Genomic DNA, 22,708 nt, shown 5'->3' with positions numbered 1-22,708 from the left:
GGCGGTACTCGCGGCCAGCCGCGGTACAACTTGCCGGATTCGGCACGCACCGCCACACCACCCGCGCTCAGTTACTCGACGAACACCCGCCGCAACTGCTCGAGCTGCACGACGAACCAGAACTGCACGAACTCGACGAACTGCAGCTCGACGACGAGCAAGTGCTGTCCGACGCATCGAACGAACTGCCGCTGCCCGCTTTCCCGGCGACCAGCGACGACATCCGCGACGCGGCCTGCACGGATTGCGAATACACCGACCATGCGGTGCCGGCCAGCGCGGCCGTGCCGAACAGCGCGGCCGTCCACAGCAGCGGGTCCGGATCGCCGCGTTCGCGATCCTGCGCCGGTTGCGCGGCCTGCGTGTCGGGCGTGGGTCGCGGGTCGCGTGCGGCCCGCGGATCGTGCGCGATCCGGCGCGCGAGCAGCGCGGCGCGCCCCGCAGCCGTCGCCCCGCCGCGCCCGAAGCCGGTCAGCCGCCGCGCGACGATCCGGTACGCGACCGCGAACACCACCATGCAGACGGCAAGCAGCAGCACGGGCCGCCCGCGGCTCAGGCCGATCGCGAGTTTCGCGGCGCCGATGCCCAGCACGATCAGCACGATTGCACGCGCGGCCATGCGCGACGCGCGCATCTCGCCGGGTGCCCAGAGCCAGCCCTGCGCGCGCATCCCGTCGACGACCTCCCGCGCGTACCCGGCGAGCCGGTCGCGGAACAGGTCGTAGCGCGCAATGCCGGACGGCCGCTCCTTGAGCCACGCGCAGTGGTCGTCATGCCGGCCGGCACGATCCAGGTCGGCGATCCGCACGTAGCCGCCGTGTCCGGGGACCGCCCACAAGTCGACCGCGCCCGCGTGTGCGAGCGACATCGTCACGACTTGGGCGACCCGTGCTTCGCCGCCGGTGAGATAGGCGACTTCGTCGGTGCTCAGGTCGGCCGACGCCTTGCGCGTGCTCCCGCCCCACCGGCGGCGCCGGAACTCGATCGCCTGCAGCACCATGATCAACAACAACGCGACGACGCACGCCGGCACGTAGAACGCAAGAAACTGCGGGCCCGCGTAGTTCAGCACGTTGAAGTCCTGCGCCGATGCGCAGGTCGCGGAGACGCTCGCGGCGGCCGCCGGCCAGGCGAGCTTCGGCAACCGGGCGCGCCAGGTCCTGCCTGCCGGCGGGGCGGTCGGCGAATCCGCCTTCTGCGCCCCGCTCACGGCTGACGGTTCCGGCTGCGGCGCTCCGGATGCGTCGCACAGGCCGGGCGGCGGCGGCCAGATCGACTCGGGCGGCTCGCAACCGAACAGCCGGCGATAGCTGTCCAGCGTGTCGCGGTAACGCTGCGCGTACACGGCGGCCTCGTCCGGCGCGCCCGTGCCGGGCATGTGATGCAACCGCGCGCGCAGCACGCCGGCGCAGAACACGTCCCAGTATTCGAGCGTGTATTGCAGGTGGAAATGCCACGCGGCGTCAACCGCGACCGACGGCGTGACCGGGTGTCCGGCCGCTTGCGCGAGAAACGCGAAGCGCTTGTATTCGTCGATCACGGCCAGCGCGTGCGCCTGCGACCAGCCTTCGGCTTCGGCCAGGCGCCGGCTGTACGGCAACGGCGCGTTCGGGTCGTCGGGGGAATAGGCGTCGAGACGCGCGAGCAGCGCCTGCTGCGCGTCGGTGAGCGCACGGACATCGACTGCGGTCGAGGTAGACGGGATGGCAGCCATCGGGAGTCGGCGCGATGCGCGGACGGCCGCCGCGATCGACGCTTGGAGTTGTCGTTGCGGGCAATTCTCGCACAACGACGAGGCAACACGACACCGGCACGCCGGCCGCGTCCGGGGCATCAGGCGCGTTTGCCGCGCCGCACGTCAGAAATCGAGTTGCGCGAGCGTGATGCCGAGCGCGGCGGCGATCTTCCTGCGCACCGACTTGCGCAGCTTCTCGCGCTTCTCGCGTTTCGCGTAGTCCGACCGACTGATGCCGATCCGCTGCGCGACCTCGGCCCGCGTCAGCCCGAGATATTCGCGCCACGCGCGCGCGGGCGAGCTGCCGTCGAACACGGCGCGCGTCACGACCTCATGCGGAACCGGGTCGCGCGTGACCCGTTGCTGCGCGACATAGTCGGCGTACGGAATCACGACGAAGGCCGGCGTACCGTCCGGCCCGTTGATGAATTGAACGGGGAGTGATTGGCTCATGCGGTGATCGCCGCCCGCGAGGCGACGCGGCTATTTCTCGTTTCGATCGACATTTTCAATCAGCGCCTTCAGATAGGCTTCGAGCACGTCGAACCGGACCAGCGAATGGTTGCGCCGGGTCGGATGCGCATACGATGCCGCCCTGACCGCTTCGGGCAGATTGGGCCTCAGCCACACGTCTGCATATTGCAGGCGAGCGTAGCGTTCGCCGTCCACCTCTTCCAGCACCATGTGCCCGCGCCACGGGTATTCATTGAAGATTCCCGACACCTTGTGGACAAACAGCAGGCCACATTCACCGACCTCGAGCGCGAGGTTGCCCCAGGTCATCGGCCCGCTGTAGAACTGCAACACCGTGCCGAGATGGTCCGGCGTGATGCCATGACGGCAGGAATAGATGTGCTGCACCGTTGCGCGCAACACGTGGGGACTCGGCGAGTCAATCACGGAAACGGCCACGAGGTCGTGGCTGTTGACCGGCATCAGTAGCGGTTGCATGCGGTTCTGCGTATTCGTCGGTTCGGGGTAACGGAGTCCCGGAGATTCGGTCGTCGCCCGGCGCACGCGATCGAAAACCGCCACGCGGACAACCGCCGACTGGCCGGGATATTACTGCAAACGGGAAAACGACGAGACGGCGAAACCGCCGAGTGCCTGAACAGGCATGTTTTGGCGCGCCCGGCTGGGATCGAACCAGCAACCCCTGCCTTCGGAGTTTTGTAGTCTTTCGTCTCGTAAGGTGGCAAATGCTTTAAAATCAATCACATAAAAACAACTCACCTGCCTATTTTTTGAGCAATCACCCAGAAAAAGAGCCATTTTAGGGAGAAATTTTCCCCCAAATCTTCCCCTAAACGATACACTGAACCAGGCTCAACAACAGGTTTGAGGGGGTGCGTGGTGAAGTTGGAACTTGGGGTATCCATCAAGAGCTATAAGGGGAAAAATGGGGTCAATATCTCTTATAGGGTTCAAATCAAAAACAAGACTATCAAGGTAGATAAGGTTTTTCAGTCGTTGGAAGAGGCAAACGACTATTCTATCTATGTGAGAAGTAAAGAATATCTAGAACAAGAACGAGAAAAACAAAATTATCAAGATTTAATACAACAAAAATTAGCTGAACAACTCACAAATCCACCTCTTAGAAGTGTTCTACTTGCTTTTAGCAAAACTAGAACCCATCTAGCCAGTTACAGCACTGATAGAACCAAGCTCATTGGCTCAATTCCATCTACAACTATTCCTTTGAATAGTGAGCAAGTGCTTTTCACTCAGCGAAGTCTAGGCATTAGTTTTAGCACCAATGACAGTGAAAAAGTTGAGTTTGGCAGCTTAAAGCTCTCTCAAATAAACACTGATATTATTGAGCTATACATAAAAGAAAGAAAAGCTCAAAACATTGCTAGAGCTACTATTGTCAAAGAACTTGGGCTTTTAGCTCAATGCTTTGACACTATCCCTATCACTTATAAAAATCTAGCTGAGCAATACAGGTCAAACCCTGCTAGGTTGAGCACCAACCAAAGAAAAACCCTCTTGCCTACTGTCGTTATGCCTGAACCAATCAGGATAACAACTGATAATGAGGCTCTAATTCTTGAAAAGCTCAAGAAATTTAGAAACAAGGCAATGCTTGACATTGTAATGCTACTTTTCTCAACTGGAATGAGAAGAAGTGAGGCATTATTTTTAACTTGGAAACAGATTGATTTTGATAATAAATTTATTACTTTAATCAATACTCAAACCAAAGCTAAAAAAAGCCGCATTATTCCTATCAATGATATTGCCTTTGATTGTTTACAAAGAACACTAAAAAGAAATAAAGAAAGCAATATTGATACAAACCCTATCGACAGATTGTTTCAATACACTGTTGATGGTTTCAAAAAAAATATCCAACGACTTCAAGATTGGGTAAAAATCGATGGATTTAAGCTGCATATTTTGAGACATGAGTTCATTTCTAGGCTCAACGAAAGCCAAAATATGAATATTCATCAACTATCGAAATTAACAGGCATTACTGACACTGAGTATCTACAATCTAAGATTGTTGAACCACTAAATAGGAAAAAGTCTGCTTTGGCTTTGGCTAATGGAACAGCCACAACCGAGGACATTATGCGAGTGGTTGGGCACGAAGATACTAAAATCAATGCTCGCTACACTCACATTGATAACAACACTTTGATTGAGGCTCTACAAACCAAATCCAATGAACTAAGCAGGGAAGAACTGCTAGAAGAAATCAAAAGGATTGGGGAGCTTCAACAAAAGCTCATGGAACAGGCTTTGAAGAAAAGTTGATGGTGTGGACTGGAAATCCACGCCAGAGGCTCAAAAGCTCTGTATTCAAGTCGTAGAGGCATTAAAAAAGGGGTCGATTGACCCCTTTTGCTTTGGTGTTTCTGGTAAAACTCACTTTGTTTCAGTCTTTGCTACATACAAGCCAGCAATAGTCTTTTTAGCTTTGGTCTTACCCTGATCCGATGTAGCTACGATATGTTTTTCAAGCTCTGCTTGGGAAATCTTTTTGCTTAATTCTTTGAGCCATTTTTGAGTAGCTAAATCACCATCTTTTCTAATCCACTCAACCCCATTTTCATCAGTCCACTTGATGAGTTCTTCTTTTGGACCCTCCAAAAACTCAATTACATCTTCGTGATTAAGCTTCAATTCATCAATCAAATCTTTGACTTTTTGCAACCTCTCCTGAAGTTTACTCTTACTTTCTTGAATACCTTTTTCTTTTAAAATATCAGCAAGTTTCAAAAATTCGCTGAAATCTGCCTTACCACTCTTAACTTGGTCCAACAATTCCAATGTTTGAGCATCAATCTTCGACATTGTTACCCTCTTATATGTGGTTGAACTACCTTCATAGGATAGCACATCTTCTATTATCTAACAATATTCACAAAAGAACCAAAAATGAAACCTAGGTTTCAAACTTCCTCTATGAATTTTACTTTTTTATTAACCCCTTGTCTTTTTGTCTTTGTCTGTGCCTGCTTGCCAGCCACAACAAAAAGACACTAAAAAAGTAATTATCTGATATACACCGAATTGCCTGTTTTTCGAAAAATAATTTCACTGATTAATCATAACTTGAAATTCATTCCAATATCTTCTAACTGTTCTTTCTGACAAATCAGAACACATTGCAATAGATTTTTGAGTAATCTTTTGATTGCTAGACTTCAATTGAATTATTGCAGTAGCAATTTTACCCTTTGTTTTAGATACAATCACATCAGCAGTATATAGGTTTGAGGCTCGTTGCTTTTGCTCCAAATTCATCGAGCTAGATATTAACCCCAATCTAGTCATCACACCTCTATTCACTGCTCCATTTATCTCGTCTCTGTGTTTCCATACCCATTTAGCAACTGACCTGGCTGTATGTCTTACCTCACTCTCAGGTAACTTCACATCAAAATCATTGAAGTGATTAGCCATTGACTCAACAGCAATGAACCATCTATCAAAGCTTACCCACTCAACAACATTTATCTCTTTATAAGCCCAATGCCTCAAATTATCAAATAAACAAACATTTCGACTTGAACTATCTATGTCCAATTTTTTCACATTTTCAAATTTTCCATATTGGTTTATATCTAGATACTCCCCAAAATCTTCTAGGTCGTAGTAAACATCGTGTTCAAGTATCTTCCAATGCTTAGAGTTTGGATTTTTCACAATAGTGTGAGCAAACGCTAAATCTGCCTCCAATTCATTGGCTAGGGCTAATGTTGTTTGCTCGAAATATCTTTGAGGCTTTGTGCGTGAGTTTTCATAAAAAGAAACTGGATTTTTTAGACCATAGAGATAGTGGCAATTTCCTGATTCTGGATTGATAGTGATTATTGTTGGTAATGGCATGTTTTTAGTCTCAAACATATATGTTGAATCACTACCCCTGTCTATATCTAATGATATGTATTTTGTGAGTGGTTTATTCAAACCAATGTAGTTGAAATCTATGGCTTTTTCTCTACTTCTTACTTTTAAGCCGTCTTCGAATGAATTTGTGCACCAGACTTTTTCTAACAAATGGTTATTGAATGTTTCTATTATTGTTGTCATATACTTGCCTTTTTATTTTTATGGCAAGTATTGACTTTTGCAATTTATTCGATATTATTATTTTTATAAGTGCTTGTCGTACTTTGTTTTTAATAATATCGGTAAGTTGTGATTTCCAGTCGCCAGCTTGCCGATTTTGTTTTTTGTTCTTATGTTTTATCATAAAAAAGATAATAGTCAATAATTAACTTAATTAGAACGTCAAACCCCTACTTTTCTTTCTAGACTGCTCTTCATTTTGTTGTTGTTTCTGTCTAGCTTGCTCAATTTTTCTCTGCAAATCTTCTTGCGCTTTTCTAATATCAATCTGCATATTGCCGAGTGTTATTTCCTTATTTTTACCCAATAAATTAATTCTTCCATCCAACAACTCTTTTGATTTTTTATATACATCATTAGTTTTGAGAGAATTTTTCTCCAGCAACTTCTTATATTCAAATGTTAATTCAAGCTCTTTTGAATACCACTCGTAGGCTCTTTTATTGTCTTTGAAGTATCCATTGCTACTTGAAAATTCCTTTGCCTTTAACCTAGACTCATTCACAAACCTATTAATATCGTCGCATATGTTTTTTAGATTAAGTCTTTCTAACTCAAAAGCCTTTTGTTTTTCATCTACCACACTCTTATAGATTGATTTGGCCTCGTCTGATTGAGTTATATCAAACCTCTCTTGCCCTTTTTTGCTATTGCTAATGAAGTTATCTAAATTTCTTTCATCAATAAATAAGCTAACTTTGTCAGTGTGGCGAGAAAAATCAACATAGCTTTGATTTGATGTAGTTTTGCCATCACTATATATAAAAGCCTCCTGAACTGTTGCTCCTTGGCTTTTATATGTAGTGAGAGCATAGGAATGATTAAACTGATTAAATTTATCGACAAAAAATGAAAACTCATTGCCATTGCCATCGATACAAATTATTTGTTTGTGGTTTATTTCTTTGATTGTTGCCAATGTTCCATTGTCAACTCGTGGTTGAGTTTTGGTTTTTTTCAAGTTTCCAGTGAGAACGATACTGTCTCCAACTGTGAAATTACGACTAGCAGGTTTTTTAGAGCTTGAACTGGTCATAACATCAATACTCACTTGATTAGCTATTTCAAGCCTGCCAGTTTCTGCCAATCTACCTCTAATTTTGTCATTAAGATAGTTCACGTCATCATTTTTGAAAGCTATAACTACCTTTCTCTCAAATTCACTTGAAAAATATTTTTCTACAAGCTGATTTGCCAAATCCTCTCTACTATTCTTCTTCATTGATGTGTAAAGATTTTTATTATTTCTTAGTAGCTCAATAGCCTTCTCTGGTTTTTTATCTCGAAAAGCCTCAGCTATATCAATCTGATTTTGTGTTTTTTGTCTTACATTAGCATCAAGTCTAGATTTTGATGATTTATCAAGCTCCTTTTCGATTGAAGTGAACATATTCCCATAAGCAACACTAGACAACTGCTTGTTATCACCCACCAGAACAAGCTTAGAGCCTGATTTTTCGGCTATTGATAGGAGCTTGTGGTAATGATTGGCTGAAACCATACCAGCCTCATCAATCATCAATACACTTCCAAACTTTATGACTGTTTTTCCTGCGTCAACATCTCTTGTAAATTTCTCGATGTTGAATGTCTTATCAATGCCTACTTCTTCCAATGCCTGGGCTGTTTTTCCTTGTGTAGATAGCCCTATAACCTCACAACCAAGGCTTTTGTAGTAGTCAGCAGCATAGGCTATAACAGAGCTTGTTTTGCCTGTTCCAGCGTCTCCTGTTATATGTGAAATTTTTGAGCTATTGGTAGCAACAAGCATTGCTTGCTTTTGAGTATTATTAAATCCATTGAATTTCTCGTTTTTTTCTATCTGCTCAATAGTTGAGGCTTTTATATGGAATGGTAAAATCTTCATAGATTTGACTTTTTCTATAGCCTCAAATGATTTTTCTATGACCTCTTTTGTTGACAATTCCCCATTTTCAACCTCAACGAAGTATTGATTTTCTTTGAGGAAAGAAAATATATTATCTACATCTAAATACTTTATCTTTCCATCTTCTTCAATCTTCATTCCCAAGAAATTTCTGTAAAGCTCTGTTTGAAGTTGGTCTTTTGTGAATATTGAATTTTTATCAACCAAGCCATCAATCAATTCAACCGACTTCTTGATTACTTCAGTTCTAGACAATTTATTAGAAGCCTTGTAAAACTGAACTCTTTCAAATGACAGATTTGGCGTTTTTTCCTTCAAAACTTTATCGAAGTGAGACATAAGCTCGTTATAGCTTAACTCCTCCTTCTGCTTAGCAGTTCCCTTTCTAACTTCTTCTAGATATTTAGCTTTTTGGGATTTTGAAAATTCATCATCAAAAGCAGATTCAAGCTCCTGCCTTGAACTAAATAAAACACCTTCGGCTTTCTTCTTTTGCTCAAATTGATTGAGCAATTGCTTATTTCTATCACTGAATTTGTCAATATTTTCTTGCGTTATACCATCCACTCTCAATGAACCATCTACATTTTGAAATGAGATATTGAATTTTCTTCCTAAAGACTTAGCAATGGCAAAATCGAGTTTTGCTGATAGCAACTTTTGAGCTTTGAATAAATTTATTGGGTCGATAGCAAGTGTTTTTGTTTTTCCATCTTTGAATGTGAACTCAGCAAAATTCAATAGATTGATATGGCTATGATAATGCGGGTCCATATTTCTATTTTCATAGTGAGTGAAAACAGCCATAGCAAGCTTTGTTTTTGTCCAATCTATTTCCTGATACTCTTCTTTTTTGCAAGATGGAACGATGTATTTTTTAAAATCTTCGAGCATAATTTTTGATGTTTCTTCTCGAATGATTTTATCCATTTCCCTTCTTTGCTCTCTATTCATTGAGGCATACAAAAGACTAATACTTTTGTCAAAAGTAGAAACAAGGTCATAACCAGGCTTATGCTCTCCTTGCTTTTTCGTTATCTTGTTTCCTTCCAAATCAGTTCCTTCGTAAAATGATTTGTAAGCAGCTTTTGAGTATGGAAGACCATTGAGAAATTCACCGACGAAACTAGCCTTTGAATTGTCCATATTCAAATAGTCTTCTAGTTTTTTTGGTGAGTTCAAATTTTCTTCGCTATCAGCGTAGTAATCCCAATCCCCTAGTGGACCCATAATAAACATAATTATTTTTTCCCCAATAGAGATTTCCAAGATAAGTTTTCTATGAAATTTTTTATGCTATCTATCTTTGATGTTTGCTCTCTAAAAAGTTGAGCAATCTTATTTTGGGTTTCGATATTACTATTGCGATAATCAGAAACTTGAGACTTAATTCTTTGTTCAGTTGATGAAATTTCGTCTCTAAAACTATCAACATTTGAGTTGATGTTTTTCTCAATCTGTTTGACTGCGTTGAAAAATTCTGCTTGATATTGAGCTAGATTTTTTGCAAGTTGAGCAATGTCAACGAACACTTTTTCTCGTGATTTTATATATTCAGTATTCTTGAAAATATCTAAATCTTGGTCAAAATTGTCCACAAGATTTGACACTAAATCACTGTTGGTTTTTTTGGTTTTGAGAGCAAGAGCCTTCAATTTTTCTTTTGTTTCTAATGTCAATTGAAGCTTTGTTTCATATGTCTTTGTTTTGTTCTTTTCCATTATTATTCTCATAAGTCTATAAGAATAAGTTAGCGGGTTTTTCCCAAAAGTCAATAGCCCTGGCTCACCAGCCCCGAGCCTTATTCTATAAGGGTTGTAGCGATTAGCACCTGAATTCCTTGTAAAAGGAAGTTAGGTGCTCTGCTGTTAGGTTTTGATTTTTGATAATCCACTATTGACTTTTTGATTTTTCTTTGTAGTTTTAGTCTCAACAACAACAAGATAAATATGAGACGAACAATAGTGGAAAATAGAGAAAAGATATTTGTATTTTTAGTTTTAACATCACTTCTTTTGCGTTTAGGTTTTTCAAAACTACCTTATGCAAATGATGATTTTTTTGGTAGGTTCACTGTCATAGTTGGCAGTGTTTTTTTGTCATGTTCTATCGCTCACTTTACAAATTTTCGACTGAAAACTTTTCAAGTTAGAGATAGAAAAGGGCAAAAAAAATAGTCAGCAATAGCTGACTATCTTTTGAAATTTTCTTAGTGAATCGGTCTAACTTTGAGGTCATAACTACATAAATCTAATGTTTGATGATTGTAGTAAGAGCCCCTTTCCTGCTCCACTCCTTTTCGCAAAAGCTCAACGATTTCTTCGAGCTTATTAGCTATCTCTTCCTTGCTACTCTCAACGATGGAAATGTCAATTTTTATCGTCATCAATGACCCCTTCTTGTTTGTCCAATCTATCAAGTTCAGCAAAAACTTCATCAACTGAACGATAGTTTTTTTGCTCAATATCCTTTTTATTTAACTCCAGAATTGATAACAAAGCAATAGTTTCTTCATTGTTAGACATTCTAAAACCTCATATCTTTTGATGGTTTTACATCGCTAGACAAAAGCTTTTCTGCTTTGAATTTTTCATCAAGTATTGTGTAGATTTCCATCAATCTTGCTTTCAAATCTATGTCTACCTGATGACTATGGTCGATATGAATTTGCTCTGCAAGCATTTCTATATCAAAAAAATTTAAAGACTCGCCTAATGTAAATTTGAACCCTAAATTATCAAAATCAATATAATTTTTTACTATATCAGCAAATGTGAAAATCAATCCGCCATCATTTCCATCTAACAAAACATCAACAAAACCAATCTCCCTCAAATGATTGAAGAAAAGGTCTCTTGCTTCCTTTGTATAGTAGAACTGGTTCATAGTGGAATTGAGAGCACAAATGAAAAAAGCCACTCCTGACTTGGAATGGCTTTGACTGGTGGTGCGCTGGAAAGTGCGCGAAAGCTATTTGAAAGAATTTCTTCCCCCAAAACTTTCCCACAAAAGGGACTGAAAGATTTATTACAATTTCGTAATATCTATCAAAGCCTTACCCAGCAAGGCTTTGAGTGGCGCGCCCGGCTGGGATCGAACCAGCAACCCCTGCCTTCGGAGGGCAGTACTCTATCCATTGAGCTACGGGCGCCTGTGACAACGAAGCGACCCCAATATACAGGCCGCCCACGATTGGCAAGACGGCAAGGATACCCGGTTTCCCATGACGCGTCCACCTTGCCCGACGAATCCTCGCCGAACCACGCTGCGTGCGGGTAAACACGCGCCATCGCACCGCTCGCCGTGATGTAAACGTTCCGTCTATAATCGACCGGGCTTCATTGGACTGCCATTTGCCGTTGCACCGCGCTCACAATTCCTAATCACGGAGACGAGGCAAGCATGAGCGAAGCACCCCACGAATCTCCCGTCAAAACTCCCGGGCAGCTGATTGCCGTCATCATCGCGTCGTTCGCGATTCCGATCATCCTGATCGTCCTGTTCGCCAACTACGCGAACCATGCGTTCCGTTCCGGCGCCGGCACCGACGCGCTATCCGACCAACAGGTTGCCGCGCGCATCGCCCCGCTCGCGAAGGTCGACGTGAAGGACGCCAACGCGCCCCGCACGTACAAGACCGGCGAGGAAGTCTACAAGGCCGTCTGCGTGACCTGTCACGGCACGGGCGCCGCCGGCGCGCCGAAGTTCGGCAACAAGGACGACTGGGCACCGCGCATCTCGCAAGGCTTCGACACGCTGCTGAAGACGGCCCTGGCCGGCAAGGGCGCGATGCCGCCGCGCGGCGGCACGAGCCCCGACGACGTCAGCGATTATGAAATCGCCCGTGCGATCGTCTACATGGCGAACAACGACGGCGCGAACTTCCCCGAACCGGCCGCGCCGGCTGCCAACGCGGCACCGGCCGCCAGCGGCGCCGCAGCCGCATCGGGCGCGACCGACGCCGCGAGCGCGCAGATCGCCGCCGCGCAGGCCGCGATCGCCGCGATCCCGAAGGCCGGAGAAGCGCCCGCAGCCGCTGCTGCCCCGGCCGGCGCCGACGCCGGCAAGGCGCTGTACACGTCGACCTGCCAGGCCTGCCACGCGGCGGGCGTGCTCGGCGCGCCGAAGTTCGGCAGCAAGGAAGACTGGGCGCCGCGCCTGAAGGACTCGATGGATACGGTCTACAACTACGCGCTGCACGGCAAGGGCGCGATGCCGCCGAAGGGCGGGTCGAGCGCGTCGGACGCCGACGTGAAGGCCGCCGTCGACTACATGGTCAACGCGGCAAAGTAAGCCCACCCGGCCGTCAGTAAAAAACCCCCGCGACGCACACGCATCGCGGGGGTTTTGTTTTGCCGGCGGACCACTGGATCGCCGGAACACCGCGCGCCCGGCGGCGACACCGCCAGGTCACTTCTGCAGCAATGCCTTCAGGCTCGCGAGCCGGTCCTTCGGCGACATCGGCGCCTCTTCCGGCGTGGGCGGCGGCGCCTCGTCGAGCCCCATCTCCGGGATGAAGCGCGACGGTTCGCACACGACCGTCTCGCGCGCCCGCTTGCGCTTCTTGCACCAGTTCAGATGCAGGCTGCGCTGCGCGCGCGTGATCGCGACGTACATCAGCCGGCGCTCCTCCTCGATCCGCTCGTTGTCGATCGGGCCGTCGTCCTCGGAGCCGCCGCGGTGCGGCATGATGCCTTCCTCGACCCCCACCAGGAACACGTGCGGATACTCGAGCCCCTTCGACGCATGGACGGTCGACAGCCGCACGGCGTCCGGATCCTCGTCCTTGCCCTCGAGCATCGACATCAGCGCGACGGTCTGGATCAGGCCGAGCAGGTTCTTGCCCGTATCGGCGAGCCCGTCCGCGTTGTGGAAACCTTGCGCCTCGCCGTCGACGGCCTCCGTCTCGGGCTTGGTGCCCTTGCGCTTCAGCCATTCGAGGAATTCGAGCACGTTCTGCCACTTCGACTGCGCCTGCCGCTCGTCGAACGCGTCGTACAGGTACGCCTCGTAGTGGATCGCCTCCATCATGTCGTCGAGCACGGCGGTCGCGGGATCCTTGTCCGCGCGCTCGGTCAGGCGCTGGATGAAGTCGCAGAACATCCGCAGCGGCTCGACCTGCCGCGCGGACAGCCGCGCCTCGATCCCGCCCATGTACACGGCCTCGAACAGCGACACCTTCGCCTGCCCCGCGAACGAGCCGAGCGCTTCGAGCGTCGTGTTGCCGATCCCGCGGCGCGGCGTGGTGACCGCGCGGATGAACGCGGGATCGTCGTCGGCGTTCGCGATCAGCCGCAGGTACGCGCACAGATCCTTGATCTCGGCCTTGTCGAAGAACGACTGGCCGCCCGACAGCACGTACGGGATCCGCTCGCGCCGCAGCACCTGCTCGAAGATCCGCGCCTGGAAGTTGCCGCGATACAGGATCGCGTAGTCGCGGAACTGCGCGCGCCGCTCGAACTTGTGCGCGGACAGCCGGAACACGACCGATTCGGCTTCATGCTCCTCGTCGTTGCACGGCGTGACGGTGATCGAATCGCCCATCCCGTGCTCGGACCACAGCTTCTTCTCGAACAGCTTCGGGTTGTTCGCGATCACGTTGTTCGCGGCGGTCAGGATGCGCACCGTCGACCGGTAGTTCTGCTCGAGCTTGACCAGGTGCAGTTTCGGGAAATCCTTGCCGAGCTGCGCAAGGTTCTCGAGCGTCGCGCCGCGCCAGCCGTAGATCGCCTGGTCGTCGTCGCCCACCGCCGTGAAGGCCGCGCGCGGACCGGCGAGCAGCTTCAGCAGCTCGTACTGGCACGCGTTGGTGTCCTGGTACTCGTCGATCAGCAGGTAGCGCAGCTTGTTCTGCCAGCGGTCGCGCACCTGCTCGTTCTTCGCGAACAGCTCGGCGGGCAGGCGGATCAGGTCGTCGAAGTCGACCGCCTGGTACGCATGCAGCGTCGCGACGTAGTTGCGGTAGACCAGCGCGGCCTGGTGCTCGTCCTCGGTGGCCGCGATCGTCATCGCTTCGTCGGGCATGATCAGGCCGTTCTTCCACAGCGAGATCGTGCTCTGGATCTTGCGGATCAGACCCTTGTCGGTCGTGCCGATCTGCTCCTGGATCATCCCGAAGCAGTCGTCCGAATCCATGATCGAGAACTGCGGCTTCAGGCCGACGTGCTCGGCCTCCTGGCGCAGGATCTGCACGCCGAGCGAGTGGAACGTGCAGACGGTGAGCTGGTTGACGGGCACCTTGCGGCCTTCCTTGCCGGGCGTGGTGAGCGTCTTGCCCTCGAGCAGCTTCGACACGCGCTCGCGCATTTCGGCGGCCGCCTTGTTCGTGAACGTGACGGCGGCGATGTGGCGCGGCTCGAAGCCTTTGGCTTCGATCAGGTGCGCGATCTTCTGCGTGATCACGCGGGTCTTGCCGCTGCCCGCGCCGGCGAGCACGAGACAGGGACCGTCGAGGTAGCGCACCGCTTCGTTCTGGGCGGGATTGAGGCCTGCGGACATGATGGCGGATGGTGTTGCGGTTGACGGCGGAACGCCGGGAGGATGCCGTGCGCGGCAGGCTGGCGAAGCAGGTGGACACGCGGGCAGGACGGGCATGTTAACACGTCGGCGGCGTGCTTTTCGGGAGCGCCGCCGGACGGGGCCGCGCGGGCAGATCCCGCGGCCGCCCCCTGTCCGTTCGGCCAATCCGGCCCCGTTCGCGCACCGATCAGCCACAATATGTCCACCCGGCGGCGCCCCGCGCCGGCCCGCTTGAACCACCTGGATGAACCACCTGAACCGCCACCGGATCGACATCATGGGATACCCGTTCGCCACCGCCGCTCTCGGCCCGCTGCTGTTCGCGCAGGGGCGCTACGTGCGCCGCGTCACGCCGCGGCTGCCCGAGGCGGCCGGCCCGCGCGACGGCGTCGCGGGCGACGGCCCGCCGCTGCGCGTGCTGGTGGTCGGCGATTCGGCCGCCGCGGGCGTCGGCGTCGCGACGCAGCGCGACGCGCTGTCCGGGCAACTGGCGAACGCGCTCGCGGCCACCCATCGGGTGAGCTGGAAGCTGCTCGCGCGCACGGGCCTCACCACGCAGGAGCTCGTCGACTGGCTCGCCGCCGAGCCGGCCGAGCCGTTCGACGTGGCCGTCACGTCGCTCGGCGTCAACGACGTGACGGGCGGCGTGCCGCCGGCCCGCTGGCAGGCGCAGCAGGCCGAGCTCGTCCGCTTGCTCGCCGCGCGCTTCCGGGTCGGGCACGCGATCCTGTCGGCGGTGCCGCCGATGGAGCGCTTTCCGGCGCTGCCGCAGCCGCTCGCGTGGTATCTCGGGTTGCGCGCGAAGCGGCTCAACACGGCGCTCGCCGGCTGGGCCGCCACGCAGCCGCACTGCACGTTCCTGCGCGTCGCGCTGCCGCTCGAGCGCCACCTGATGGCCACCGACGGCTTCCACCCCGGTGCAACCGCCTGCGCCGCGTGGGCTGCCCAGGTCGCCGCCGCCGTCCGGCAGCGGGCAGCCGCATGACGCGGCGCGGTGCCCCGGCGCCGGCCGCTCACCGCGTGAGCCGGCGGGCAACCCCGCGCGTGCAGCAGGCGGGGGCCTGCGCAAATTGCCGGCGTTCCTTGCGCAAGCGCCGCCTCGCGCCGCGCGTTTCGCCCAAACGCGCCAGTGCGAGCGGCGGCGCCATGCCAAAATAGCCGGTCGTCTTCGCGCCGTCTCGGCGCGCCATCCTTTAGTTTCGTTCGCAGCCAGGGATTGCCATGTCGTCATTGCTCAGGATTGGATTGATGGGTTTCGGTTTCGCCGGCGCGACGTTTCACGCGCCGGTGATCGCCACGAGCGGCCGCACTGAAGTCGCCGCGATCGCGACGGGGCAACCCGATCGCGCGCAGGCGGCGTATCCGGGCGCGCGCGTCGTCCCCGATCTCGACACGCTGCTCGGCCTCGACGACATCGAATGCGTGGTGATCGCCACGCCGAACGACACGCACTTCGCGCTCGCGCGCCAGGTGCTCGAAGCCGGCCGCCACGTGGTCGTCGACAAGCCCGTCACGCTCACCGCCGACGAGGCGCTCGCGCTCGCGCGGCTCGCGAACGCGCGCAGCCGGCTGTTCGCGCCGTTCCACAACCGCCGCTGGGACGGCGATTTCCTCACCGTGCGCCGCATCGTCGAATCGGGCGAGCTCGGCCGGCTCACCTATTTCGCGTCGCACTTCGACCGCTTCCGGCCCACGCCGCGCACGCGCTGGCGCGAGGAGCCCGCTCGCGGCGGCGGCCTGCTGCTCGACCTCGGCCCGCACCTGATCGACCAGGCGCTCGCGCTGTTCGGCCTGCCGGAAACGGTCGGCGCGACCGTCAAGACGCGCCGCGACAACGGCACGGCGCCCGATTTCGTGCATCTGCAGCTCGGCTATCCGGACAAGGACGTCGCGCTGCATGCGAGCGCGCTGTCGGCGATCGAACCGGCGCGCTTCACGCTGCACGGCACGGGCGGCAGCTACCAGAAGTTCGGGCTCGACACGCAGGAGGACCAGCTCAAGGCCGGCCTCACCGCGGACGACGTCGAATTCGGCGGCGGCAACCCGCCCGGCCTGCTGCGCGTGCTCGACGGCGACGTCGAGGTCGAGCGCCCGGTGCCGACGCTCGACGGCCAGTATGCGGAGTTCTACCGTGCGCTCGCCGCGTCGATCCGCGACGGTGCGCCGTTCCCCGTCACCCCGCAGGACGCCGTCGACGTGATGACGATCATCGAGCTCGCCGCGCAGAGCGAGCACGACGGCCGCCGGCTGCCGTTCGTGCGCCGCACGATCTGACGCCGCGCGCCGGCCGGCAGCGGCCGGCCGGCGCACGCGCACTTGGACCGCCCCGAACATTCAGTTACAAATGCCGGGGGAACGAAAGTCAGCGTCCGACCGGTCTGATGCGTTTCTCAAAAAAGTCGATCCGACACCAATCCGTCAGGAGAATGTTGATGCAACGGTTGATTCGCGCGGCAGCGTGCTGCGTCCTGGTTTCCTCGCTTGCGGCCTGTATCGTGCAGCCGCAGCAGCCGGTCCGCCCGGCGCCCCCGCCGCGGCCAAATCCGCAGGTCGTCGCGAACGAGCGGATGCAGCAGATCCAGGGCCGGATCGACAACCTGCACCGCCGTATCGATGCGCGCGTGAACGGCGGCTACTACCCGCCGCCGTACGGCGCGCAGCTTCACCATCGTCTCGACGTGATCCGCCAGGAATCGAACGACATGTCCGCGCAGCACAGCGGCGGCCTGTCCGGCGACGAACAGCGCGTGCTGAACCAGGAACTCGACACGGCCGCGCGCGCGATCGGCGAGTAGCGCGCCGGCGCCCGCCGGTGCGGAAAAAAGCGGCGGCACCGGCTGCCGCCGCTTGTCGCGAAGCGACATTCTTTTGCTCAAATTGACAAGGCCCACCCGCTCGCGTACAGTCGCCCGCACGCGTCGGGAGAGCGTGTAACCGGGCTGTTTCAACCCGGTTGCGCCGCCGAAGGGGCACACCCGCAAACTCTCAGGCAAAAGGACCGACCGCGTCGGGGAATCCCGTCCGCGCATTGCGCGGGCCATACTCTCCCCGCACTCTGGAGAGCGGCAGTAGCCCGCAGCGCATCAGCTGCGCGGGCAAGCTGCCCACCGAAGGGGCGCGCGTTCGCCAGGCCAGGCCGGCAACGCAATCTCTCAGGTATCGAGGACAGAGGGGCATGTACCGGATCGCTCGCAGGCCGTCGGCCGCGGTGGTCGGCACATGGCCGTTCTGATCCGCGCGCAAGCGCCTTGCCTGAGGCCTCGATGACTGCACTGAATCACACCCCGCTCAACGCCGCGCACCGCGCGCTCAATGCCCGCATGGTCGACTTCGGCGGCTGGGACATGCCCGTCAACTACGGCTCGCAAATCGAAGAACATGAAGCCGTGCGCACCGACGCCGGCATGTTCGACGTGTCGCACATGTGCGTCGTCGATTTCACCGGCAGCCGCGTGCGCGCGTTCTTCGAGCATGCGATCGCGAACAACGTCGGCAAGCTCAAGACGCCCGGCAAGGCACTCTACTCGTGCCTGCTCAATCCGCAGGGCGGCGTCATCGACGACCTGATCGTCTACTACTTCACCGAAGAATTCTTCCGCGTCGTCGTCAACGCCGGCACGGCCGAGAAAGACATCGCGTGGTTCAACCAGCTGAACGAGCAAGGCGGCTTCGGCGTCACGATCGCGCCGCGCCGCGATTTCGCGATCGTCGCCGTTCAAGGCCCGAACGCCCGCGAAAAGGCCTGGGCGACGGTACCCGCCGCGCGCGCCGCGACGAGCGAGCTGAAGCCGTTCAACGCCGCGCAGGTCGCCGGCACGCCGTTCGGCGATCTCACCGTCGCGCGCACCGGCTATACCGGTGAAGACGGCTTCGAGGTGATCGTCCCGGCCGTGCACGTCGAAGCGCTGTGGAACGCGCTGCAGCAAAACGGCGTGCGCCCGTGCGGGCTCGGCGCGCGCGACACGCTGCGCCTCGAGGCCGGCATGAACCTGTACGGCCAGGACATGGACGACACCGTGTCGCCGCTCGACGCGGGCCTCGCGTGGACGGTCGACCTCACCGCGCCGCGCGACTTCGTCGGCCGCCCCGCACTGGAAGCCAACGGCACCCGCGCCGCGTTCGTCGGCCTGATCCTGCAGAAGGAAAACGGCAAGGCGGGCGGCGTGCTGCGCGCGCACCAGAAGGTCGTCACGCCGCACGGCGAAGGCGAGATCACGAGCGGCACGTTCTCGCCGTCGATGCAGGAATCGATCGCGTTCGCGCGCGTGCCGGCAGCCGTCCAGATCGGCGACCTGGTCCAGGTGCAAATTCGAGACAAGAATCTTCCCGCGCGCGTGGTAAAACTGCCGTTCGTGCGCAACGGCAAGGTCCTCGCTGCGTAACGGCCGGGAGGCCCGCCTCCCGGGAAGCCGGGAGATGGCGCCCGGCGCAACACCACACCCGGCGCGCCCCGGCGGCGCGCCAGCAAAACGAACAAACCCTTTTATCAGGAGCATCCGATGAGCAACGTCCCGGCCGATCTGAAGTACACCGACGAACACGAGTGGATCCGCACCGAAGCAGACGGCACGCTGTCGATCGGCATCACCGATCACGCGCAGAACACGCTTGGCGACATCGTGTTCCTCGAGCTGCCGAAAGTCGGCTCGCAAGTGAAGGCAGGCGACGCGATCGGCGTCGTCGAATCGGTGAAAGCCGCGTCGGACATCTACTCGCCCGTGACCGGCGAAGTGGTCGCGATCAACACGGACGTGGCCGACGCCCCGGAAGACGTGAATGGCGATGCGTATGACGCATGGCTGTTCAAGATCAAGCTCGCAGCCGGCGCATCGACCGACAACCTGCTCGACGCTGCCGCCTACAGCAAGCTGATCGACTAACCCTCCCTGAATCGCGCGGGACGGGTCAGCCGCCCTGCCCCGCGCGGAACCCGGGCCGGCGTCAAGGCGCCGCCCGGGTCGACCGCAAAGCATGGGGCCCGAGTCGGCGCTGACGCGCTAGCCTGGGCCGACCAAGGAACGCCATGAAGCTCGAACACCCGGACCGCCTGATGAACCGCACGCCCCTCTCGCTCGCCGCGCTCGAAACGCACGATGCGTTCGCCGAACGCCATATCGGCCCCGACGCCGCCAGCCAGCAGGCCATGCTCGACACGCTCGGCTTCGCGTCGCGCGCCGCCCTGATCGACGCCGTGATCCCGGCCTCGATCCGCCGCGCCGAAACGCTGCCGCTCGGCCCGTTCGCGCAGCCGAAGAGCGAGGCCGAAGCCCTCGCCGCACTGCGTGCGCTCGCAGACAAGAACCAGGTGTTCCGCTCGTATATCGGTCAGGGTTACCACGACACGCACACGCCGGCCGTCATCCTACGCAACGTGCTCGAAAACCCGGCGTGGTACACGGCTTACACGCCGTACCAGCCTGAAATTTCCCAGGGTCGCCTCGAGGCGCTCCTGAACTTCCAGCAGATGGTCGCCGACCTCACCGGCCTCGCGATCTCGAACGCGTCGCTGCTCGATGAAGCCACCGCCGCCGCCGAAGCGATGACGCTGCTGCAGCGCACCGGCAAGCCGACGTCGAACGTGTTCTACGTCGCCGACGACGTGCTGCCGCAAACGCTCGAAGTGATCCGCACGCGCGCGCTGCCGGTCGGCATCGAGGTCAAGACCGGCCCGGCCGCCAACGCTGTCCAAGCGAATGCATTCGGCGTGCTGCTCCAGTACCCGGGCGTGAACGGCGACGTGCGCGACTACCGCGCGCTCACCGAAGCGATCCACGCGGCCGGCGGCCACGTGGTCGTCGCGGCCGACCTGCTCGCGCTGACCGTCCTCACGCCGCCCGGCGACTGGGGCGCGGACGTCGCGATCGGCAACACGCAGCGCTTCGGCGTGCCGATGGGCTTCGGCGGCCCGCACGCCGCGTATCTCGCGGTGCGTGACGAATTCAAGCGCCAGATGCCGGGCCGCCTCGTCGGCGTGACGGTCGACGCGCAGGGCAAGCCCGCGCTGCGCCTCGCGCTGCAGACGCGCGAACAGCACATCCGCCGCGAGAAGGCGACGTCGAACGTGTGTACCGCGCAGGCGCTGCTCGCGATCATGGCCAGCATGTATGCGGTCTACCATGGCCCGCACGGCCTGAAGACGATCGCGCTGCGCGTGAACCGCATCGCGGCGCTGCTCGCCGCCGGCGTGAAGCAGCTCGGCTTCGCGACCGTCAACGACACGTTCTTCGACACGCTGACGATCGACACCGGCGCGCGCACCGCGCAGGTTCACGAATTCGCGAAGGCGAAGCGCATCAACCTGCGCCGCGTGAGCGACACGCAAGTCGGCGTGTCGGTCGACGAAACGACGACGCGCGACGACCTCGCCGATCTGCTCGCCGTGTTCGCGCAAGCTGCAGGCGGCACCGCACCGGCCGTCGACGCGCTGGACGCGGGCCTCGCCGGCGTCGCCGCGCTGCCGGCCGGCCTCGAGCGCACGAGCGCGTACCTGACGCACCACGTGTTCAACCGCCACCACTCCGAAACCGAAATGCTGCGCTACCTGCGCAGCCTGTCGGACAAGGATCTCGCGCTCGACCGCTCGATGATCCCGCTCGGCTCGTGCACGATGAAGCTGAACGCGACGTCGGAAATGCTGCCCGTCACGTGGCCCGAATTCGGCGGCATCCACCCGTTCGCACCGGCCGACCAGACCGTCGGCTACCGCGAGATGATCGACCAGCTCGAGCAGATGCTCGTCGCGGCCACCGGCTACGCGGCCGTGTCGCTGCAGCCGAACGCGGGCTCGCAGGGCGAGTACGCGGGCCTGCTGATCATCCACGCTTACCACGCATCGCGCGGCGAAGCCCACCGCGACGTGTGCCTGATCCCGGCGTCCGCCCACGGCACGAACCCGGCATCCGCGCACATGGCCGGCATGAAGGTCGTGGTCGTCGCATGCGACGCGCAAGGCAACGTCGACATCGCCGACCTGAAGGCGAAGGCCGACGAGCACGCGAAGGACCTCGCGGCGATCATGATCACGTATCCGTCGACGCACGGCGTGTTCGAGCAGAACGTCCGCGAGATCTGCGAGATCGTCCATGCGCACGGCGGCCAGGTGTACGTCGACGGCGCGAACATGAACGCGATGGTCGGCCTGACCGCACCGGGCCAGTTCGGCGGCGACGTGTCGCACCTGAACCTGCACAAGACTTTCTGCATCCCGCACGGCGGTGGCGGCCCGGGTGTCGGCCCGGTTGCAGTCGGCGCGCACCTCGCGAAGTTCCTGCCGAACCAGCGTTCGACCGGCTACACGCGCGAAGAAGACGGCATCGGTGCGGTATCGGCCGCGCCGTACGGCTCGGCGTCGATCCTGCCGATCTCGTGGATGTACATCGCGATGATGGGCGCGAAGAACCTGACCGCCGCGACGGAAACCGCGATCCTCAACGCGAACTACATCGCGAAGCGCCTCGCGCCGCACTACCCGGTGCTGTATTCGGGCCCGGGCGGGCTGGTTGCGCACGAGTGCATTCTCGACCTGCGTCCGATCAAGGAATCGAGCGGCATCACCGTCGACGACGTCGCGAAGCGCCTGATGGACTACGGCTTCCACGCGCCGACGATGAGCTTCCCGGTGCCGGGCACGCTGATGGTCGAGCCGACCGAATCGGAATCGCAGGAAGAACTCGACCGCTTCATCGCCGCGATGATCGCGATCCGCGACGAAATCCGTGCCGTCGAGGAAGGCCGCGCCGACCGCGAGGACAACCCGCTGCGTCACGCCCCGCACACGGCGGCCGTCGTCACCGCGAACGAATGGCCGCACGCGTACTCGCGCGAGCAGGCTGCGTACCCGGTCGCATCGCTCGGCACGAACAAGTACTGGCCGCCGGTCGGCCGCGCGGACAACGTCTACGGCGACCGCAACCTGTTCTGCTCGTGCGTGCCGATGTCGGAATACGCATAACGCGCGCCAGGCCAGGAGCCGCCCGATG

General features: G+C 56.1%; 18 protein-coding genes, 1 tRNA gene and 2 riboswitches. Of the genes, 8 read left to right on the top strand and 11 right to left on the bottom strand.

Annotated elements, in window-relative coordinates:
* Positions 1–67: 67 nt before the first annotated feature.
* The 3 genes from ACN8ZM_RS00895 to ACN8ZM_RS00885 form a co-directional block, all read right to left on the bottom strand.
* The gene (locus ACN8ZM_RS00895; protein WP_420210412.1) at positions 68–1,714 is read right to left on the bottom strand and encodes a TIGR04222 domain-containing membrane protein; all 1,647 of its coding nucleotides are present in this window, start codon (positions 1,712–1,714) and stop codon (positions 68–70) included.
* 144 nt (positions 1,715–1,858) lie between these two features.
* On the bottom strand, positions 1,859–2,188 hold the full coding sequence (locus tag ACN8ZM_RS00890) for a helix-turn-helix domain-containing protein (protein ID WP_043185016.1): 330 nt from the start codon (positions 2,186–2,188) through the stop codon (positions 1,859–1,861).
* A gap of 30 nt (positions 2,189–2,218) precedes the next feature.
* Positions 2,219–2,686: a hypothetical protein gene (locus tag ACN8ZM_RS00885; protein ID WP_143330947.1), complete on the bottom strand. Its 468-nt coding sequence runs from the start codon at positions 2,684–2,686 to the stop codon at positions 2,219–2,221.
* A 402-nt stretch (positions 2,687–3,088) separates the two neighbouring features.
* Here ACN8ZM_RS00885 and ACN8ZM_RS00880 point away from each other — a divergent pair, with 402 nt between their 5' ends.
* The gene (locus tag ACN8ZM_RS00880) at positions 3,089–4,501 is read left to right on the top strand and encodes a tyrosine-type recombinase/integrase (RefSeq protein ID WP_176323244.1); all 1,413 of its coding nucleotides are present in this window, start codon (positions 3,089–3,091) and stop codon (positions 4,499–4,501) included.
* Between the two features lie 111 nt (positions 4,502–4,612).
* Here the strand turns inward: ACN8ZM_RS00880 and ACN8ZM_RS00875 are convergent, their stop codons facing one another.
* The 7 genes from ACN8ZM_RS00875 to ACN8ZM_RS00845 form a co-directional block, all read right to left on the bottom strand.
* On the bottom strand, positions 4,613–5,041 hold the full coding sequence (locus tag ACN8ZM_RS00875; RefSeq protein ID WP_176323245.1) for a hypothetical protein: 429 nt from the start codon (positions 5,039–5,041) through the stop codon (positions 4,613–4,615).
* A 243-nt stretch (positions 5,042–5,284) separates the two neighbouring features.
* Positions 5,285–6,283 carry a replication initiation protein gene (locus tag ACN8ZM_RS00870; RefSeq protein ID WP_176323246.1) on the bottom strand — a complete coding sequence of 333 codons (999 nt, stop codon included), beginning with the start codon at positions 6,281–6,283 and terminating at the stop codon, positions 5,285–5,287.
* Positions 6,284–6,476: 193 nt separating this feature from the next.
* Positions 6,477–9,479, bottom strand: coding sequence for an AAA family ATPase (locus tag ACN8ZM_RS00865; RefSeq protein WP_176323247.1), 3,003 nt, complete (start codon positions 9,477–9,479; stop codon positions 6,477–6,479).
* On the bottom strand, positions 9,452–9,931 hold the full coding sequence (locus ACN8ZM_RS00860) for a hypothetical protein (protein WP_420210411.1): 480 nt from the start codon (positions 9,929–9,931) through the stop codon (positions 9,452–9,454). Before ACN8ZM_RS00860 ends, ACN8ZM_RS00865 begins: the two co-directional genes overlap by 28 nt.
* Positions 9,932–10,579: 648 nt before the next feature.
* On the bottom strand, positions 10,580–10,735 hold the full coding sequence (locus ACN8ZM_RS00855) for a hypothetical protein (RefSeq protein ID WP_176323249.1): 156 nt from the start codon (positions 10,733–10,735) through the stop codon (positions 10,580–10,582).
* 1 nt (position 10,736) lies between these two features.
* On the bottom strand, positions 10,737–11,096 hold the full coding sequence (locus tag ACN8ZM_RS00850; RefSeq protein WP_176323250.1) for a hypothetical protein: 360 nt from the start codon (positions 11,094–11,096) through the stop codon (positions 10,737–10,739).
* 189 nt (positions 11,097–11,285) lie between these two features.
* A tRNA-Arg gene (locus ACN8ZM_RS00845) sits at positions 11,286–11,361 on the bottom strand.
* 251 nt (positions 11,362–11,612) lie between these two features.
* Here ACN8ZM_RS00845 and ACN8ZM_RS00840 point away from each other — a divergent pair.
* On the top strand, positions 11,613–12,503 hold the full coding sequence (locus ACN8ZM_RS00840; RefSeq protein WP_043185010.1) for a c-type cytochrome: 891 nt from the start codon (positions 11,613–11,615) through the stop codon (positions 12,501–12,503).
* Positions 12,504–12,620: 117 nt separating this feature from the next.
* On the opposite strand, the gene ACN8ZM_RS00835 is transcribed toward ACN8ZM_RS00840, so the two are convergent.
* On the bottom strand, positions 12,621–14,708 hold the full coding sequence (locus tag ACN8ZM_RS00835) for a UvrD-helicase domain-containing protein (RefSeq protein ID WP_089449685.1): 2,088 nt from the start codon (positions 14,706–14,708) through the stop codon (positions 12,621–12,623).
* A gap of 298 nt (positions 14,709–15,006) precedes the next feature.
* Here ACN8ZM_RS00835 and ACN8ZM_RS00830 point away from each other — a divergent pair, with 298 nt between their 5' ends.
* From ACN8ZM_RS00830 to gcvP, 6 genes are all read left to right on the top strand, one after another.
* On the top strand, positions 15,007–15,714 hold the full coding sequence (locus ACN8ZM_RS00830) for an SGNH/GDSL hydrolase family protein (protein WP_043185005.1): 708 nt from the start codon (positions 15,007–15,009) through the stop codon (positions 15,712–15,714).
* Between the two features lie 236 nt (positions 15,715–15,950).
* Positions 15,951–17,003, top strand: a complete 1,053-nt coding sequence (locus ACN8ZM_RS00825; protein WP_043185002.1) for an oxidoreductase — start codon at positions 15,951–15,953, stop codon at positions 17,001–17,003.
* A gap of 158 nt (positions 17,004–17,161) precedes the next feature.
* The gene (locus ACN8ZM_RS00820; protein WP_011350564.1) at positions 17,162–17,524 is read left to right on the top strand and encodes a hypothetical protein; all 363 of its coding nucleotides are present in this window, start codon (positions 17,162–17,164) and stop codon (positions 17,522–17,524) included.
* A 114-nt stretch (positions 17,525–17,638) separates the two neighbouring features.
* Positions 17,639–17,741, top strand: a riboswitch (glycine riboswitch).
* Between the two features lie 33 nt (positions 17,742–17,774).
* A riboswitch (glycine riboswitch) is annotated at positions 17,775–17,908 on the top strand.
* 84 nt (positions 17,909–17,992) lie between these two features.
* Complete coding sequence (gene gcvT, locus ACN8ZM_RS00815) at positions 17,993–19,111, top strand: glycine cleavage system aminomethyltransferase GcvT (RefSeq protein ID WP_043184999.1); 1,119 nt, start codon at positions 17,993–17,995, stop codon at positions 19,109–19,111.
* 117 nt (positions 19,112–19,228) lie between these two features.
* Positions 19,229–19,609 carry a glycine cleavage system protein GcvH gene (gcvH, locus tag ACN8ZM_RS00810; RefSeq protein WP_043184996.1) on the top strand — a complete coding sequence of 127 codons (381 nt, stop codon included), beginning with the start codon at positions 19,229–19,231 and terminating at the stop codon, positions 19,607–19,609.
* Between the two features lie 143 nt (positions 19,610–19,752).
* Positions 19,753–22,680: an aminomethyl-transferring glycine dehydrogenase gene (gene gcvP, locus ACN8ZM_RS00805; protein WP_420210410.1), complete on the top strand. Its 2,928-nt coding sequence runs from the start codon at positions 19,753–19,755 to the stop codon at positions 22,678–22,680.
* Positions 22,681–22,708 lie beyond the last annotated feature (28 nt).

Origin of the sequence: Burkholderia aenigmatica (genome assembly GCF_048627025.1) — a bacterium.
Classification (GTDB): Bacteria; Pseudomonadota; Gammaproteobacteria; order Burkholderiales; family Burkholderiaceae; genus Burkholderia; species Burkholderia aenigmatica.
The sequence above is the reverse complement of the archived record's forward strand: the minus strand, read 5'-3'. Positions and strand labels throughout refer to the sequence as shown.